The organism is Halospina denitrificans, assembly GCF_004364635.1.
GTDB lineage: Bacteria > Pseudomonadota > Gammaproteobacteria > Pseudomonadales > Oleiphilaceae > Halospina > Halospina denitrificans.
The window spans coordinates 179,799-199,068 of record NZ_SOAX01000006.1; the positions used below are offsets into that span (position 1 = coordinate 179,799).

Below are 19,270 nucleotides of genomic sequence, written 5' to 3' on the forward strand. Positions count from 1 at the left end.
GTGCGGGTGGCTCGGTGTGGCTGGATGTAGGGACAATGACCGCCTCGGAAGAGGCGAGGATTGAGGCGAATGGCGCTGGTGGGGACGGAATATATGACGGCAGCGGCGGCGGTGGTCGTGTTGCGGTCTATTACGATACGTTCCACGGAAGCTGGTCCGGATTTATTTCCGTTCAGGGAGGAACTGATAATAACGTAGGTAGTGCAGGCACTGTTTTCCGTAATGATCGTAGCGCTTCATCGAAGCGGCTGATCATTCGTAATACATCCGGGGGGAGTCGCACATGGTCAGAGGTTACTTCACTGTCTGAAGGCACTTCAGATTTGAGTGTGGACCTATACGGTCGAGTGAGATTCCTGGGCGAGGATTACGCCATAAAGAGTTTGGAGCTTCATTCAGGTGCGATATTAAAGACTCGCCGATTTGACGAGAGTACAGAAGAGGGTGGCCGCTTAAGTCTTGCCGCAGAATATTTTTCTATAGACAGCGATGCTCGCCTGTCCGTTTCCAGCCTTGGCCAAGGTCATGTTGATGGGCAATACAGATATGTGGGAGGCAGCCATGGTGGTCGTGGCGGCAATGATTCCTGGAGCAGCGGCCAGCAGTCCCTTGCGGCTTACGGGGACGCCGAGGCGCCGACCACCCTGGGCCAGGGTGGTAATGGCGGCGCCTATGGTGGTGGCGCATTCAAGCTGACAGTGGAAACGCTCGAGCTGAATGGAGTGATCGAAGCAAATGGAACATCGAGCCGATCTGGCGGTGCGGGTGGTTCGTTGTGGCTGGATGTTGGGACACTCACCGCTGCGGAAGGGGCAATGGTTGAAGCGCGAGGTGCTGCCGGAACCGACTCATATGGTGGCAGCGGCGGCGGCGGTCGAATCGCCATCGACTACGGCACCGCCCTGGATTTCAACGAACAAACCATGGTGTCGGCGGCAGGCGGAACCGCGGGGAACCCAGGCGAAGACGGCTCTATTGTCATCAACCGCGTCCCGCAAACCACCCGCATTGTCCAGACAAGTCTTGAGTCCCTGATGGTGGATTCGATCGAAACGATTGATCTGCACTTCGCCACCGAAATTGATCCAGCCACCTTGTCCGCCAGTGATGTCTCCCTTTTCGGCGCGAATCTGGGGTCGGTCTCCATCGCCGACATCAACGCCCTGAATAAGCTCGTGTACCGGGTCACGCTCACGGATCCCGTGCCTGAGGGCAGCTATGTGCTGGAGGTAGGGCCGGATATCCAGACGCCGGATGGCCTGGGTATGGACCAGAACCGGGATGGTGATGCGGGAACCGTCAGCGATGTTTACCAGTTCAGTTTTGAGATTGATGACACCCGTCCGCCCCAACCCGTCCTGACGTCCCATGATGCCACCGCCACCATCAAGCTGGACGGGCGCCACATTGTTCTTGAAGGGAAACGGACAGGGGAGGACCCAGTTGCCATCTGGCTTGATGATGGCTTGCGCGTGGTTCTCGGAACGGACAACTGGCAGGTTGAGCAGGATCTGGCGGAAGGCTCGCAGTCCCTTGAGCTCAAGGCGGTCAATGAAGCCGGAATCGCCAGTGAGCCGGTTGTTCTGGACATCAACGTGGATTCCATCGCACCGCGTGTTGACGGGATCACACAGGCGAGCCATGCCAACGAGATTCCCGGCGCGGTCGGCCTTTTGACCACGGATAACGGCAGCGGCATTTCACTGGCCGATTCGGATATCCAGGTGCTTCGGGATGGCAATCCGGTCACCGGGGATCTGCAGCTCAAGAACGACCGCATCGAATTTACGCCCGCTACACCCTTTACGGAAGGGGCCTACCAGGTTCAAGCGAGCGTTGCGGACAACCGGGGGAACACGACCCCGCCGGATGGGCAGCAGACGTTTGATTTTGCGTTGGACACCACCGCACCGAACCCCGTCGTCCTCGACGACTACCCGGACCACACCACCATCAACGCCCACAACTTCTCCGGCCAGCGGGAAGAGCATGCCACCATCCTGGTCGATGGCGAGGCAGTCCAGGCCGAGGGTGACGGGACAACATGGCAGACCCAGGTTCCCCTCGAGGAAGGCGATAACACCGTCAGCTTCCGCCAGCGGGATCGTGCCGGCAATGTAAGCGAACCGGTAACGGCGGATATCTTTTATAACAGTGAGGCGCCCGGCCCTGTTGAATTCCAGGCCGATGTGGAAGGGAACGGTACGACGGTTGACCTAGCCTGGCCCGATTACGATGAGTTCGAGAACGGCAACGACATTGCTGAATATCGGATCTTCGTGGAATCGGAGCCTTTCGATTCCGTAGAAGGCCTTACCCATGAAGCGGAGGTTCCGGCTGGAGAGAAGGCCTATGAACTGGGTGGCCTGAGCCGTGACGGGCCTTCCTATGTGGCTGTTGTCGCCCGGGATATCGGCGGTCTCATGAAAACCGAGGTATCTGGCGAGCCGCTGACCCCAGTGGATGTCGTCTCCCCCGAAAAGCCTTCCGATCTACAGGTTAACGTCGGTAGCAACCAGCTCGGCCTGAGCTGGATTCCCTCAGAAGATCCCCACGATGACCTGGCGGGCTACCGCATCCGGGTACAGATTGATGGTGAGCAGGTTACCCATGAGCTTGCCAACGATGAGGTGTCGCTTAGCGATGGTCGCGCTCAGTACGTCGTGGATGGCCTTACACCCGCAACCGCCCATCCGCTGTCGCTGACCGCCTTTGATCTGGCGGACAACGAATCCGGTGCCCTGTCGGATGAGGGCGTTACGCTGCTGTCGAACCCGGACTCTGTATCGGCGGAAGGCCGCGACGGTCGTATAGCGCTGGAGTGGCCGGCCTCCCAGCCGTCTGAGCTTGTCGACGGTTACCGGCTGTATGTGGCTGAGCAGCCGTTCACGTCGGTTGAGGGCATGGACCCCGAGCGCAACGTTGATGCAACCACCCTGGCATCAGGCGTGGCTGGTCTGGACAACGGCACCACCTACCATGCGGCGGTTACCGCCAGGAACCTGTCCGGAGGGGAGAATCCCAGCGTGGACAGTGTCGAGGTGACGCCGGAAGAGGACACCGAAGGCCCCACCATTGAAGGTCTCGTCTATCAGCAGGTGGATGGCACCCAAGTGGACCTGATGGACGGCGGAACCATTACCCGTGATGGCACCCTCCACCTGAAGGCAAGCGATGATTCCGGGCTCTCCCGTGCCGAGTTCAGGCTGGGTAGCGAGATCCTCGGCTCGTCCCTCACCGCCAACCCGGATTTCAGTATTGACCTGGAGCTGTTCCGGCTTGACGACGGCGACCATACGCTCGACCTGCGAGTCTTTGACAACCACAGCAACGAGACCCAGGAAACCAGGCCGCTGACGATTGATCTGGCACCCCCGGAGCCGCCGGTTATTGATACCCCGTCGGACGGCCACGTTACCAATAACGAATCGGTAGAGATCGCGGGAACTGCTGACGATCATACCCAGGTGCAACTGACGGTGAACGGCACCGTGCTGGATGCCAACTCGTCCACGAGTAATGGCCGATTCAGTGCTGAGGTACCGCTGGAGGAAGGTGACAACAGCATCCGCGCCCAGGCCGCGTACAGTTCCCGGAACGAGTACGGCGTGCACAGCGACCCCATTGAAGTAACCCTCGATAACACGGTTCCCGATGCGCCCGCGGGTCTCAGCGCCACCGGCCGGGCACAGGGGGAGGTCCGTTTGAGCTGGTCGGCTCCGGACGATGACCGTATTCAGGGCTACCACCTCTATCGCAGCACGGCGCCCTTCACCGCCGTCGCCGAGGCGCAGCGGATCACCCAGGAAAAGGTCCGGGGGGAACGGTATACCGATCTTCCGGATGAGGATGGCACCTACCACTACCGTGCCGTCGCCGTGAACGAGCTGGGCACGGAAAGTGATCCCTCACCCTCTGACGATGCTGTTTCAGACAGCGAAGCGCCCTACGTCAAGAACGTCGAATTCGATCCCGAAGGCGGCCACGATCCGGAGAATAACCGCTTTGGTCCCGGCCGTGTGAACCTGGACCTGGAATTCAACGAAGCGCTTGAAACCACCCCTTATCTGGCCTTCACCGTAAGCGGTGGCAACCCCATCGTTGTGGAGCTTCAGCCGGACTATAACGACGAGAAGTCCTACAAGGGGCATTTCGTGATTCCGGAGGACACTCGATCCGGAACGGCGTATGGCGTGCTCTCGGCAAGGGATGAAGTCGGCAACCGGGGCAGCAACATGCTGGACGGGGAAAGCATCGTGATTGATGCCCAGGGGCCTGAAGTCAGCGACATCGTGACCAACCCCGTGGACCCCATCCGCAACGAGATCGGGGACAACGGCGAGGGGCAGGTCATTGGGATTGAGATGCGCCTGTCCGAGCCCGTGGCTTCAGGCGCGAGCCCAACCCTGGTCCCGATGCTCAAGGAGGATGCCGGCGACGCAATCATACCCGGATACGACAGCGGCCTGACCCTGGCATTGGACGAGGAGGCATCGACGCCCGAAGAGCCTGTCTACACCACCGAGCTGCAGCTTCCCCATGACGCTGGCCTGGATGAGCAGGGAGAGCCGGGAATCGCCTACCTGCATTTTGACTATTCAGCGGTTGATGACCTGGGCACCGAAGCCACCGGCATTGACGGTGACCCGCGTTTCCAGGTCTATCAGGGTGATCTGCCGCCAACCGACATCCCGGAAGGGCTGAAAGCACGAGCGCTGGAAGGGGGCATCGTCGAACTCAGCTGGGACGAAGTCGAGGATGCGGCCGGCTATGTGGTTTACCGCCAGGGCCCGAACGAATCCGAGCTCAGTGAAGTCACGGAGCTGAGCAACCCGGCGGAGCCCCTGTACCTTGATGGCAAGCCCGATGGCCTGGATGACGGCACCTACCAGTACGCACTGGCGAGCGTCCGCTCCCATCAGGGCGAGCAATCGCGCAGTGCGCAGAGCGAAGTGGTTGAAGTCGAAGCCATGGGCACGCCTCCGGAAGCCCCGGAAGAGTTTGCCCTGGAACTGGCGGGCAATGGAGTTGTCGCGCAGTGGATGCACCCGGCGGTTGCCAGCAGCGACTCCGAGGTAACCTACAACCTCTATCGCTTCGCCCTGGCCGCCGACCAACCGGCGCCGGATCTCGCGGACGAGACCCCGCTTCAGGCGGACATCCCCGAGCCCATCGCGGTCGATACCGAGCCCTCGGAGAGCGAGCACTATTACGTGGTCACCGCCGTGGATAAGGCCGGCAATGAGTCCGCCCCCTCCAACAGCGACTACCTGGACTCGGATCTGCTCCCGGTCAGCGAACTGGCGATCTCAATTCCGGAAGAAGGCCGCCCCGTGCTCACCTGGAAGCACCAGAACGCCAACCTGTCCGGTTTCGAGGTTGGCTATCTCGACAGCAACCAGGAGACGGTCCCGCTGCACGATGACCTGATCACCGAAACCGCCTTTACCGATCCGGACTATGCCGACGGCGAGTCACTCAGCGGTGCCCCGAAAGACCGGACCTACCAGGTGGTGGCCGTGAATACGGACGGCCAGCGAAGCGTGGCAAACACCCTGGAACTGCCCGCGTTGTCCATGGAGTTGCTGGACGAGCAGGACTCGGCCATCGAGCGTGGCGTCATGAACCGGCTCAATTACCGCGTCACCAATGCCGGCGACGAAGAAGTGGTCCAGGCGCGCCTGCGGGTGGGCGTCGAGGTTGACGGCGAGGTGCGCGAGCACTGGTCCAAACGCTTCAGCGTGGAAGCCGGAGACTATACGGACGTGCCCGTGGTCATCGGTGGTTATGAGGAGCTCGGCAGCCACGCCACTCTGGACGCTGAAATCGTGCTCGAACCCAGCCCCGGCCACTTGCTGAGCATTCAGCAGGAGCAATCCGCAGGTGTCGGCCAGTCCGGTGTCCGCCTGGACGTGGAAACCGAGGAAATGGTCCGAGGTGCCGATGGCAAGGCTCGCCTGGTGCTTGAGAACACCAGCGACGTGGAGATGGAGATCGTCACGGCCCGGAATAACGGCAACGACCCAAGCGACCAGATCCGGCTGGTGCTCAAGGACCGGGACGGCAATGTGCTCAGCAGCCAGGCCGCCAAGCAGGCGACAGGCTCAGTGGTCACCAATGCCTCCGGCGACACTGTGGCACGTATTGCCCCCGGCGACACCTTCGAGTCCCAGGCCTTTGACGTGTTGGCGCCCATGTCTTCCCCCGAAGACGCGCGGCTCCATCTGGAAGTGGATCAATTCCACCACCAGCTGGGCCGGGATACCGCGGTCTCCATTGGCGGAAGCCGTGCCAGCTCCGACGTGAGCCTGCGCGAGACCAGCTATTATGCCGAGCTGGAAAGCGTGGAGCCGCAAACGGTGTTCACCGGGGAAACCGTGACCCTCGAAGGTCGCGCTCTGGACCGGGACACCGATGAACCGCTGAGCAGCGTGCCCGTCAATCTCGTGCTGGACGTTCGTGGCTTTGAGCGCACATTCGAGCTGCAGACCCGCAGTGATGGCACCTTCAGCCACAGCTTTACGCCGGGCTCCGGAGAGGCGGGCAGCTACCGGGTGAGTGCCCTCCATCCGTCGGTTACGGACCGACCCGACCATGGCAGTTTTCTGGTCGAGGGGGCCGGTGTCTCGCCAACCCGGGCGGAGCTGGAGTTCCCCCGGAACTACGACTACCGGCTGGACGTCAAGGTGCGGGCCGATAAGGGCAGTGACCTGAACAATGTCCGCCTGGAGCACGCGCCACAGCAGGATGCCGAGGGTAACGACATGCCCCTGCCGGACGGCCTGAACCTCGATCTTGCCGGGCCGCTCACCATTGCCGGCGGCGAACGGGCCACGCTCGGAATGGTGATCAGCGGCACCCAGCAGGCCCCGGAACAGGGCACTGTACGGGCCCATGTTATGGCGGATAACAGCGAAGATCCGCTGGATACCGTCAAGGTCGACTACTACCTCACTGAAGCCAAGCCAAGGCTGCAGGCCCAGCCGACCCACCTGGAAACCGGCATCAGTCACGACGGGGAACAGCGCGAGACCTTCACCATCACCAACGATGGCCTGGAATCGGCGGAAAACCTGAGCCTGGAACTCCAGGACAACCAGGGCAATCCCGCACCGGACTGGCTCAACCTCCTGTCACCCAGCGACCTGGGGAACCTTGAGGTTGACGAGAGCACGGACATCCAGCTTCGCCTGGAGCCCACGAGCGAGGTGGCGGAAGGCAATCATGAGTTCCGCCTCCGCCTGGAGGGAGATAACGCGCAAGCCCTGGATATTCCGGTGTTCGCCAGCGTCACCCAGTCCGGCGAGGGCAATGTGCTCTTCCACGCGGTCGACATACACACGGCCACCCTGGATGAAGACGGCGAGCCCATCCCCGGGCTGGCTGACGCCCAGATCACGCTCCAGCATCAGGAAACCCTGGATGAGACCAAGGTAGAGACCGACGTCAATGGCGAAGCACTCGTCGAGGACCTTGCTCCAGGGCGGTATACCTATCGGGCCTCCGCTTTCGACCATGAGTCCACGAGCGGCGAGATTGAGGTGCGCCCTGGCATCACTCGCCGGGAACAGGTCTATTTGAATAACCAACTGATCCAGATGGAGTTCTCGGTCAAGGAAATCACCATTGAGGATCGTTACGACATCGTCCTCGAGTCCACCTTCGAGACCGATGTCCCCGCTCCGGTGGTCGTGTTTGAGCCGGCGTCCGTCAACCTGCCGATGCTTGAGAAGGGCGAGGTATTCCAGGGGGAATTCACGCTTTCCAATCACGGCCAGGTCGAAGCGGAGAACGTCAACGCGAGCCTCCCCGAGGGGGATGAGTACGCACGGTTTGAATACCTGACGGAAATTCCCGAAGTACTCGCTCCTGGCCAGGTCGTGGTCGTTCCGTACCGCATCACAGCACTGAAGGACTTCCTTCCGGAAGCGGATGGCAGCGCGAGTGGCGGGGGCTGTGTTAAGCACCAGTACGAGGCGGCCTGTGATTACAGCTTTGAGTGCGCGGTTGGGACCTTTGTCCGCAATGCGGCCCGTCTGCTGTTCAACGCCGTTGGCGGCTCCTCCTGCGAGAGCAGCACCAGCAGTGGCGGCATCGGCGGTGGTAGCGGGTTTGTGGGCGGTTATGGCGGTGGCGGCGGAGGCGGCACCACCTACACCCCCAGGGGTGGAACGCCCATCGAGCCCAAGGATTCCGCGTGTGAGGACAACAGCTGCAGCTCCGGCAGTTGCCAGTGCTCACAGGGAGGTGGCGACTAATGATTGGACAGGCAGACACACAGCAGCCAGTGCAGACAACCAAAGGACTGAGATTCATGCGTTACAGTTTTCTTCTGATCATGCTTTGTGCCGTCTCGCTGGCCCAGGCGGCCCCAGGGCTGCAGACCGATACGGGATCCATCCATTTCCTGAATGGGCTGACGATGGATTCCCGCGACCTGGCGGTTGAGGGCCGGCATGCGACCGTACGCTTCAGCCGCAGCTACAACCCGGACTCATCGGCCCGATGGGACTGGAACCAGCGTTGGCAGCCACTGGTCAAACAGGAACAGGACGGCACCGCCGTCCTCTCCCGGGGCTCTACCAACTTCGGCGGACGCCCCATCGAGCCCGGCAACGAGCTGGAGTTCATGGGCCGGAAAATGGGCCGACGCGGGGGCTGTGGCTACGAGTCCGGCGAATGGGTCTGTGATTACGCAACACCCGAATACGTCCGCCCCGGCAGCCCCACCATCAAGGTGCTTGAGGACGGCTACCGCTGGGAATCCCCCGGTGGCAACTGGATCCGCTATGACCAGGACGGCAAAGTCATTGCCTACGGCAACTTCTCGCAGACCCATGCCCAGATCGAGCGCGATGGACAGGGCCGCATCGCCGAAATCCGGAACGCGGATGGCGGCCTCCTGGCAACAGTGGGCTATGCGGACCAGCAGGCAAGGCATCCGTCCTACGTTGAGGATTACACGGGAAGGCGCGTCAGCTACGAGTACGACGCCGATGGCCAGCTCACGGAAGTAACTGACGTGCGCGGCAAAACCTGGCAGTACGACTACAACAGCGACGGCGAGCTCACTGCCTTCACCGACCCCAGGGGCAATACCACCAGCTACGGCTATGACCTGGATGACAACACCCAGTACCGCATCACCTACGCCGATGGCTACCAGGTTGATTACAACGTGGGAGCGGACAGTTCCGATGAGGGCATTACCGTTGTCTACGAGCGCCACCCGGACGGCACCATCCGCGAACGTCGCCATGGCCGCAACAGCGTGAACACCACCCGCCGTGTGCCGGGCACGGACGAGAAGGTGGCGCTAACCTATTCCCTGCGCGTGAATGACGAGCTTGTGGAAGAAGTCTACGCCACGGAAGTCGGCGACAGTGCTACTGAACGATACCGCCTTGAGCGGCAGCCGGACGGCACCTTCCAAGCCTCACGCAGAGACCTCCAGGGCCGCCTCGTCCGGCGCTGGTACAGCGACGGCACCGAGGAAACCTGGACCTACGCCACCAACAGCCACCAGGTGAAAGCCCATACCGACCGCCGCGGCACCGTAACCCGCTACCAGTACAACGATGACAACCGTCCGGCGAAGATGATCGAAGCCGAGGGCACGGCCGTACAGCGCACGACCCGCTACACCTACCCCGACGACAGCACCCGCGTCATCACCCGCTCCGGCCCCGGTGGTCCGGATACCGAGGTGCGGGAAATCCTGGATGAATACGGCAACGTCATCGAGCGCCGTGACCCCGAGGGCAATACCACAACCTACACCTACAACGTCCAGGGCCAGGTTCTGACCAGAACTCTGCCGAGTGGTGCCAGCTACAGCTACAGTTATGATGAGGCGGGTAATCTTTTGAACGAGCAAGATCCGCTCGAACGCACGACCCAATACCGCTACGACGAAGCTGGCAATCGCATCCGCGAAACCGCCCCAAATCAGGCTGTAACGCAGTACGAATACGATTCTCGTAATGCGCGCTCCGCGATCATCGATCCGTATGACCACCGGACGGAAATCGAACGCGATCGTGAGAATCGAGAACGAATTGTAATCAATCCGCTAGATCACGAGAGCCGCCAGATAAAGACTCCTCTGGGTATGCCCAGGAGCATGCAGGATGCTGATGGCAACACTGTGAACATGGAATGGAATGGAGTACAGCTCAAGAAAGCCAATCTACCTACCTTCGAGCGGCGTTTTCAGTACAGCGAGCGGCAAATCGAGTCCATTGCAGAGCAGTGGGCGGGCGGTCAGCGTGAGACCCGATTCAAGCGCAATCCGCACGGTCAGATCCGGAAGGAAACAGATGCGCTGGAGAACAGCACCAACCGGGAGTACGACGCCCTAGAACGGGTAACCCGGATTCAGGACGCTGAAGGTGGCGTGGCACGGCTCGCGTACGACTACCGGGACAACCTGATCAGCGTCACGGACCCAGAAGGGCGGGTAACGCGGTTTGAGTACAATCGTAATGACCAGGTGACCGCTGAAATCCGCACGCCTGAGTCCGGCGTGGAGCATGAGCGGACTTATGCCTACGACGCGGATGGCAACCTCACGGAGGAGATCACACCGGAAGGCCAGAAGCTGATCTATGAATACGATGATGCGGCTCAGTTGATCGGCATCGAGCTCTATGACAACCAGGCTGACAGCGGCCCGGTTCGTGCCATCACCTTCACCTATACCGCCCTCGGCCAGATAGCGGGCTACAGCGACGAGAACACTTCCGTCAGCTATGACTACAGCGCCCGTGGTCAGATGGTTCAAGCCACTACGGATTACGGCCCCTTCAGCAAAACCATCACTTATAGCTACGATGCAGTCGGTCGGATGAAGACCTACACCAACCCTGAAAACATCACCTACCGGTATCATTACACACCGGGTGGACAGATCCAGCGCATCGAAATCCCCAATGAAGGCGATATTACCTTTACAAACTGGCAGTGGCACCGAGCACAGCTTATTCAGCTACCCGGCGGCAATCGCATCGAACGCCGTTTTGACGGCTTGATGCGCATGACCGAGAACCGTCTGGTGGATTCGGCGGGTATGGATCTCTTATCCATGCTTTACGACTATGATGTCGTCGATAACCTCCGTAGCAAACAGACCAGCGAGGGCGATACCCAATACGACTACGACCCGCTCTATCGCCTGACTTTGGCGGATTATCCGGGAGAGTCCGAAGAAACCTTCGACTACGATGGCGTTGACAACCGTACGCAGCACACCAGAACGGACAAGCCGCAGGATGAACTTGAGCCACTCAAATACAACGAAGCTAATCAGCTCATCCAGCGTGGTGATACCTACTACGAGTACAATGCCAATGGCAATCTCGTACGTGAGGAAGGCCCGGAAGGGGTCAAGGAGTACATCTACAATGCCCGGGAGCGTCTGGTCCAAGTTAAGGACGGTAACGACGCTACTATAGCACGCTATGGTTACAATCCGCTCGGCCGCCGCATGTGGAAGGAGGTTAATGGGACTCGCACCTATTTCTTCTATAATAAATCAGGGCTAGTGGGTGAATATGATGTCAGTGGAAACTTGATGCGCGAGTATCATTATATGCCTCAAGAGGCTTGGATGACCCGCCCATTATTCCTGCGAAAGAGCGCCCAGATCTATTATTACAACAATGATCAACTAGGTACCCCTCAAAAACTAATTGCAAAGAATGGTGCAGTAGTTTGGGACGCGAAAACTCATGCTTTCGGAGAGTCCGAAATCGCTGACGGCATGGTGATTAATCCATTAAGATTTCCTGGTCAGTATCATGATGCAGAAACAGGACTAAATCATAATTATTATAGAGATTATCACCCAAGTCTAGGTAGATATTTGCAGGCGGATCCAATTGGGCTTGATGGTGGGATAAATCCCTATAGCTATGCGTATCAGAACCCAAACAAATTCTCAGATCCTCTAGGACTTAGGGCATTGCAGGTTCTCCGAATGGTGAGGAGATGGTTGGGATTAGTAGGAACGGCAGATGATGTTCGCTGTCACGCCGATCAGGATTTTGATCATTATCTCCTAAAAGAGCGGAGAAAAATATTTATTGAGGATTGGGAAATGTTTTATGGATGGTATATAGCTGAACTTCGGCGATGCAAAAGAGATTTTGAAGATGACGCTGGTCTCCGCTACCAATGCTGGGACACGAGACTGGAGTGTGAATTTTACGCTAGGGTGAGATTTGAGGCCTTTATGGAAAAGGCAACAATCCGGCATTACAGAAGATTTAAAGAATTGCACCAAGATTTTTCAGTCTGTTCTGCCCCTGGTCGGCCCAGTCGGCTATCCCCTAGAAGTGAATGGCGTAGATAGTTGGTTTGTGAGGGTATGCTTATGACTGTAATAAGAATTCTTATTTTTTCCGCTTTTCTTATCCCTTTGAACTCTTGGGGCGGAGGTGGTGATGGCGATTTCCAAGATTTGGAATGCGTTGGGGCTGTAAAGGAAGTAAAGGATAATCTGATTTCTTATCGTAACGGTTTGCGCGATTCGGAGATTCCTTATCGGAATATTTATGAAAAAATAGGTAGGCAAACAAGAATTTGGAGGAAAAGGATAGCTACGATAGAGAGTTGTGTCGAAAACAGAAGATACCCTATCGGTATCAACAGGAAAGCGGAAGTCTTGTCATATTTAGCGTCGCAGCTCTTAGAATCTGCCGGGAGAGCGCGAATTAATGATTATGACAACAGTAATCTCATGATGCTGACTATCGATAGAGGTCTCAAATTTTCGGATGAAATTTTAGAGAGTATAAATGATCAATAATCTTATTTTATTGATTACTTCCGGACACCATTTGGGATACCAAATAGGTCATTTTTAGACAGTAAGAGGGATTGCGTGAAAAAGGAGTCGTTCATGAACCGTCGCGCCCTAAGAGGTATTTTTTTAGTTGTTGTATTAGCCCTGCTTGCAGCGACGGCTCATGCAGAGGAAGAATCCGTATGCGCAGAGGTCAAGATCGAGATCGCCCAGGAACTGACCATGGAGCGTCAGGCCTTTGAGGCGACCATGCGCATTGCCAATACGCTGGATGGGGTGGCGCTCGAGGATATCGAGATCACCGTGAATCTTGAAGACGAGAACGGCGATCCCGTCGTTGCCACCTCGGATACCAACAGCGACAGCGCGGATTTCTTCGTTCGGCTGGATGACTCCCGTGGCGTGGAATCCATGGCGACCGGGGATGCGGGTGCTGTCACCAATGGCGTGATTCCCGCGGATGGTGAGGGGCAGCTGCGCTGGTTGATGATTCCGACCGCCGGTGCCGGCGGTGACGGGGATGAGGGCAAGCTCTTCTTCGTGGGCGCCACCCTCGATCTCACCTACGCCGGCAAGGCAAAGACCCTGGAAGCGGCGCCGGACAGCATTCGCGTCAAGCCCCAGCCCACCCTGGTCCTGGACTATTTCCTGCCCCAGGAGGTTCATGGCGACAACCCCATGACGACCGAAGTGGAACCGGTTGAGCCCTACACCCTGGGGGTGCGCGTGGCCAACACCGGCAGTGGCGCGGCCCACAACCTCCAGATTGAATCCGCCCAGCCCGAGATCGTGGAGAACGAACAGGGGCTGCTGGTGGACTTTGAGATTACGGACAGCTACATCGACGAGGAGAGCGCCAAGCGGACTCTGCTGCTGGATTTTGGCACCATTGCCGGCGAGGAGAACCGCATGGGCCGGTGGGTCATGGAATCCACCCTGAGTGGTGAGTTCGTGGATTTTGATGCCCGCATGACCCATGCCGAGGAGTACGGCGGGGCACTCACGTCACTGATCGATGACGTCTATACCCGCACGCTGGTGTCGGATGTGCTGGTCAACCAGCCCGGACGGGACCAGGTGCGGGACTATCTGGCGCGTGTTGGGAAGCAGCTGCGGGTCTTTGAGTCCGAGGCGACCGGCCAGGAGACCATGGATTGCATCGATTGCGCGCCGGTTAATGATATCACCGGGAGCCTGGGCGCCGGGGAAAGCACCCCCAATGGCGTGCGCCATTCGCTGTCCGTGGCGGATTCCGATGAGTTTGTGCACGTCCGTGTTCCGGACCCCTACCAGGGAAAGCGCCCCCTTAAGCGTGCTACCCGGGGCGACGGTTCCCTGCTGCAAGGGGCCAATATGTGGCAAAGCAAGTCCCTGAAGGATGACAACGTCTCCTATGACCACTACGTGCATGTCTTTGATGCCAAGCCGGCGAATGACTACGAACTGGTCTTCGGCACCGAATCCGAGGAAAACCTGCCGCCGGAGATTGCCTACATTACGGATTACACCACCCACGAGACGGCCCAGGTGGGCTTCCTGGTCCAGGCGAGCGACCCGAACGGGACCGAGGTCAGCCTTGAGGCCCAGGATCTACCCAGTGGTGCGGAGTTCACCGACCGGGGGGACGGCCAGGGCGTATTCCACTGGGTGCCCGAGGTTGGGCAGGCCGGGGACTACGAGGTTGGTTTTGAGGCCAGCGATGGCGCACTGAGCGCCGTCCGTACCACCACGATCACCGTTAACCCGGAAGACGATCCGGACGGCGAGAATGGCGACGACGGCTCCGATGGTGATGACGGAGACTCAGACGATGGCTCGGATGATGGTTCCGGGGGCGATGGCGGCGGCACCGATCCCATTACCAATGCCCCGGCGGCCGTCCAGATCGTTGCGCCCGTCCATGATGCCACCGTTGGCGCCGCGCCGGCATTGGAGCTGCGCTCCACGGATTACGACCCGGACCAGATGGTGACCTACACCATCGAGGTCTATTCCGACCGGGCCATGACGGAACAGGTCCTGCGCTTGGACGAGATTATGGAAGAGGGTGAGACCACCACGGTCACCCTGGATGAGCAGTCCCTGGAGCCCGGGGCCACCTATTTCTGGCGCGTGAAGGCGGATACGCCGGTGGCGGGTACCGAATGGGTCTACAGCCGCTTCACCGTGGCGGCTTCCGAGGACTCGCCGCGCCCCTTCAGCATCCATTCGCCGCGCGAGGGCATCACAGTGGATACCCGCCGTCCGACGCTGGCCGTGGACAACGCCCGTTATGGCGATAACGCGGATGTTACCTATGACTTCCAGGTCTACTACGCCGATGACGACGACTTTTCCGATCCCGTCGCCGAGACCGAGGGCATCCCCGCCGGCAGCGAGGGAGTTACTGACTGGACCCTGTCCTCGGACCTGAGTGACGGCCAGGAGTACTACTGGGTCGCCATTGCCAACACCAGTGCGGGCCAGTCGTCCGTCGGCGAGGCGGGCAACTTCAGTGTGGACCTGTCCCATGCGCGACCCACGGTCCCGGAACTGGTGGCGCCGGCCACGGACGACGTGAGCGACTCGCGCCAGCCCTCTCTGGTTGCCCAGGGGGCGTCGTCGCCCTCAGGGGCTTCCCTTGTTTACCGGTTTGAGCTGCTGGACGGGCAGGGCAGTGTGCTTCAGCAGTCTGAGGTCACGCCCAGCAACGGCGAGGCAAGCTGGCAGCCGGATGCGTTGGCGGATAACGCCAGCTACCGCTGGCGGGTGCGGGCCTCGGATGACCAGACGGACAGTCCGGTCGCCGAGGGCGCCTTCGACGTGGTGACCGGTGATACGGCCCTTGAAGTGCCCACCCCCGCCAACCCGGCCAATGACGCCTGGATCCAGGTTCTGCAGCCGACCCTCTGGGTGAAGGAGGTGGCCTATCCGGACGGCGTTGGCGTCTCCTATGAGTTCGAGCTTTACAGCGATGAAGAGGCGACGGACCGCGTTGCCGAGACGGTGAGGCAGGAGCCGACCTGGCCGCTGTCGTTCGAGCTGTCCAACCATTCGTCGTATTACTGGCGCGTGCGGACGGTAACGGACAAGGGCGATAGCGAGTGGAGCGTACTGCAGCCGTTCTTTGTGAACCAGGGCGGCGGCAATGTGCCGCCCGAGATGGAATTCCAGCGACCGGACCAGGACCTGGTGCGCCAGGGCGGCGAGGTAGCCATCCGCTGGCTGGCTCATGACCCGGACAGCGAGGCGGAGATCACCCTTTTCCACAGTGAGGACCAGGTGATTGCCTCCGGCCTGCCCGAGACAATGGACGGCGGGGCCGGTGAGTACCTGTGGAACATCGATGATCTTGAACCGGGTGAATACACCATTTCGGCGCTGATCGAGGACGACGAACACCAGGTGACGGTGGAGAACTGCTGTGTTGTCAGCAAGCGCGCGGCGGATGTTGGCGTGGTCGTTGAGCCCGTCAACGAAATGGTGACCGATGAGTGGGGCATGGAAACCGCGGAAGTCGATGTCAGCCTCGAAAGTGCGCCCTTCTCGGGGGAATCCGTGGTGCTGGGCCTGTCGGTTTCGGATGAAACCGCCGGCGAGATTCAGGGTGACCAGGAATACCTCGAGTTTACCGCCGACAACTGGTCCGAACCGCAGCGGGTGACCCTGCGTGGCCGGAACGATTGCCGGGCCCACGGCGACCGCAACTACTTCCTGCGCTTTGCGCAGACCGCCAGCGGGGATGCCGGATTCGATGGGCTGGTTACGCCCAGTGTGGCAATCACCAACAGGGACCGGGCGCAGGCGGACCAGGAATTCTTCATCTGCGATTACGACACCGTCCGCAAGGAAACCGTTGAGCCGGGCGTGGTCGAGCATGAGATTCGCCCGAGCCTGGTGAACCGTGGTCGTGGCATCAGCGCGGCCGAGGCCACGCTGACCCTGCGCCAGTCGGACATCACCCTGGTGGACGGCCAGAGCCAGACCTTTGCGGGTACGGGCAACGGCGGCACCGTGGCGGCCAACGATACGCTGACCCTGCGTTACCCGGAGGATGACCCGGCACTGCTGCGGGCGCTGGAGTGGTCGGTGAATGCCGAGCGCCCCGAGATTGACTCGGAACCGGAGGCACTGGCGGAAGTGGGCGGGGCCTACGAGTACCAGGTCCAGGCGGCCGGCGGAACGGATGATACTTTCAGCTATCAGGTGCTCAATGGCCCCGAAGGGCTGAGTGTGGACCCTGAGACCGGCCTGATCAGCTGGGAGCCCGGCGAAAGCCAGATGGGCGTGCACCAGGTGGTTGTCGAGGTTACCGATCAGGATGGGGGCGTGGTCCGGCAGACCTATACGCTGGATGTGCGGCCCGAGGGCATGGGCGATGTCGAGATGATTGTGGTGGACACCAACCCTGACTCGAGCGCCCATTTCCACAGCCTCCATGAGGCGGCGCAGTCCCTGCAGGGGACCACCCTGGACAGGCCCGTCGTGATTTATGCCCGAGCCAGTTCCGGTTTGCCGGATACCCATCGCGTGGAGCTGTCGGGCATAGGGACCACCGCGGACAACAATATCACCATTGTTCTCCAGGACGGTTACAGGTTGGCTATCCAGGCGGGAGGCAATCGTTTCAGGGGTGTTTATCTGCATGGCGTTGACGTGCACCTGAGGGGTGACGGAGGCCGGATTCAGATTGATGCCAATGGGATGGATTATGTCACGGCGATCCGTGGCACACCTTACGAAAGCCAGCCCGTTCAGATTGTGGAGGGGCTTGTTATCGAGGGGGTGAATGGCACTTCCGTCCAGGCGTTCACTGGCATCAAGACAGGCAATGGCGGTGAGGCGGTAGTCCGCAATAACCTGATCCGGGGCTTCGACGGCGCGGGGATTGTGTCAAGAACGGATGCCTACATTTACAACAACACGCTCGTAGAGAATGGAACTGGGTTGTTGGCATGGGGGGATGCGACCGCCATCAATAACATTGCCCAGAACAACGCCCGGGCGGATTACAAAAGGGGATTCTCTTACAGCGATAGTGGCTGGACCGACACTGCCGGAAACCTGTCCGAGGATGACACCAGTCCTGATTCCGGGTTCCGGGAGCGGAACGTCAATTTCAAGGAGCCGGAGGCCGGGGACTACCAGTTGCTGCCCTGGGATGAGAATGCCATGGGCCAGGGCGTGGACCTGAGCCAGGCAGGGCAGTACCCGTTTGACACCTACCTGACCGGCGCGCCGCGCACGGGCGCCTGGCATCTTGGTGCGCTGCCGGTTGGCAGTGCCACCAACCGGCCTCCGGAGATTACCTCCGAGCCGCCTGCGTACGCTGAAGCCAGTGAGGATGCCCTCTATGAGTATGCCGTGAAGGCGCAGGATCCGGATTCGGACGAGCTGGTCTTCGAGCTGGTGGAGTCGCCTTCCGGGATGAGGATCAATCCGGAGACGGGTCTGCTCCAGTGGGAGCGGGGAGAGCTCCAGGTTGGCGAATACGGGATCACGATCGAGGTCAGGGACGCGCACAACGGTATTGCCCGGCAGGAATTCAGCCTGGTTGTTTCCCCGGAGGGATACGCGGGGATGCGTGTTGTCAACGTTGACACCAATCCGGAGGCCGACGCCGATTATACGAGCCTGGCTCAAGCGGTCGCTGGCGAGCAGGGCAGCCTGAGTGAACCCCTGGTTTTCCGGCTGCGGGCTTCCTCCGGCGTGGCGGATACCAGCCGGGTGGTTATTGCTGGCTTCGAGACAACCCAGGACAAGCCCGTTTATGTGGTGTTTGAGTCCGGCTATACCCTGGACTACGCCGCCAAAGCCCAGTCGGATGATGCGATTGAGGTCCGGTCCCGGCATGTGCGGTTGATCGGGGAAGGCGGTGTTATTCGCGTGGCCAATAAAGGGTATGAGGACATTATGGCGATCGATGCCGAACCCTCGGACTCTGATGCCGTCCATTACTACAAGAATCTGAGGCTCGCCGGGGATTATTCGGGGGCTCCCTATTCATCAGGCGGTCTTCGGACGAGCAACCAGGGCCAGTACGTTATCCAGAACAACGTGATCCATGGGTTTACCGGGGCCTATACGTCTGCCGGTCTTCGCCTTGAAGGCAATGGCGCCGTTTACAACAATACCCTCGTGAACAACACGATTGGCCTGTTCTACCAGACCGATTCCGCACGCGTGTTCAATAACCTCGTCGCCTACAACGAGGGTGTGGATTTTCAGGAGTATTACGGAACCTGGACCGAACACGGGAATAACCTGAGCACGGATGGGTCGTCACCCGATCCGGACTTCCGGAATCTCTCCGTTCTCTTTGTGGCCGAAGACCAGCATGATTACCGGCTTTCCCCCGAGGATTCCGTCGCGGCGGGCGCCGGGCTGGACCTGAGTGACGCGCCTGAGTTCCCATTGGAAACCGACGCGACAGGCGCCGTAAGAACGGCGCCATGGAATATTGGGGCCTTGCCGTTAAAGCAGTAA

General features: G+C 59.8%; 3 protein-coding genes. All 3 read left to right on the forward strand.

All coding sequences use genetic code 11. From position 1 onward, the window contains the following. Positions 1–548 precede the first annotated feature (548 nt). The 3 genes from DES49_RS12810 (at position 549) to DES49_RS12825 (ending at position 19,270) form a co-directional block, all read left to right on the forward strand. The gene (locus DES49_RS12810; RefSeq protein WP_166646081.1) at positions 549–8,258 is read left to right on the forward strand and encodes a fibronectin type III domain-containing protein; all 7,710 of its coding nucleotides are present in this window, start codon (positions 549–551) and stop codon (positions 8,256–8,258) included. 56 nt (positions 8,259–8,314) lie between these two features. Further along, a complete protein-coding gene (locus DES49_RS12815) occupies positions 8,315–12,352 on the forward strand; it encodes an RHS repeat domain-containing protein (RefSeq protein ID WP_166646082.1) in 4,038 nt (1,345 codons plus the stop codon). A gap of 549 nt (positions 12,353–12,901) precedes the next feature. Beyond that, positions 12,902–19,270: a putative Ig domain-containing protein gene (locus DES49_RS12825; protein WP_133736821.1), complete on the forward strand. Its 6,369-nt coding sequence runs from the start codon at positions 12,902–12,904 to the stop codon at positions 19,268–19,270.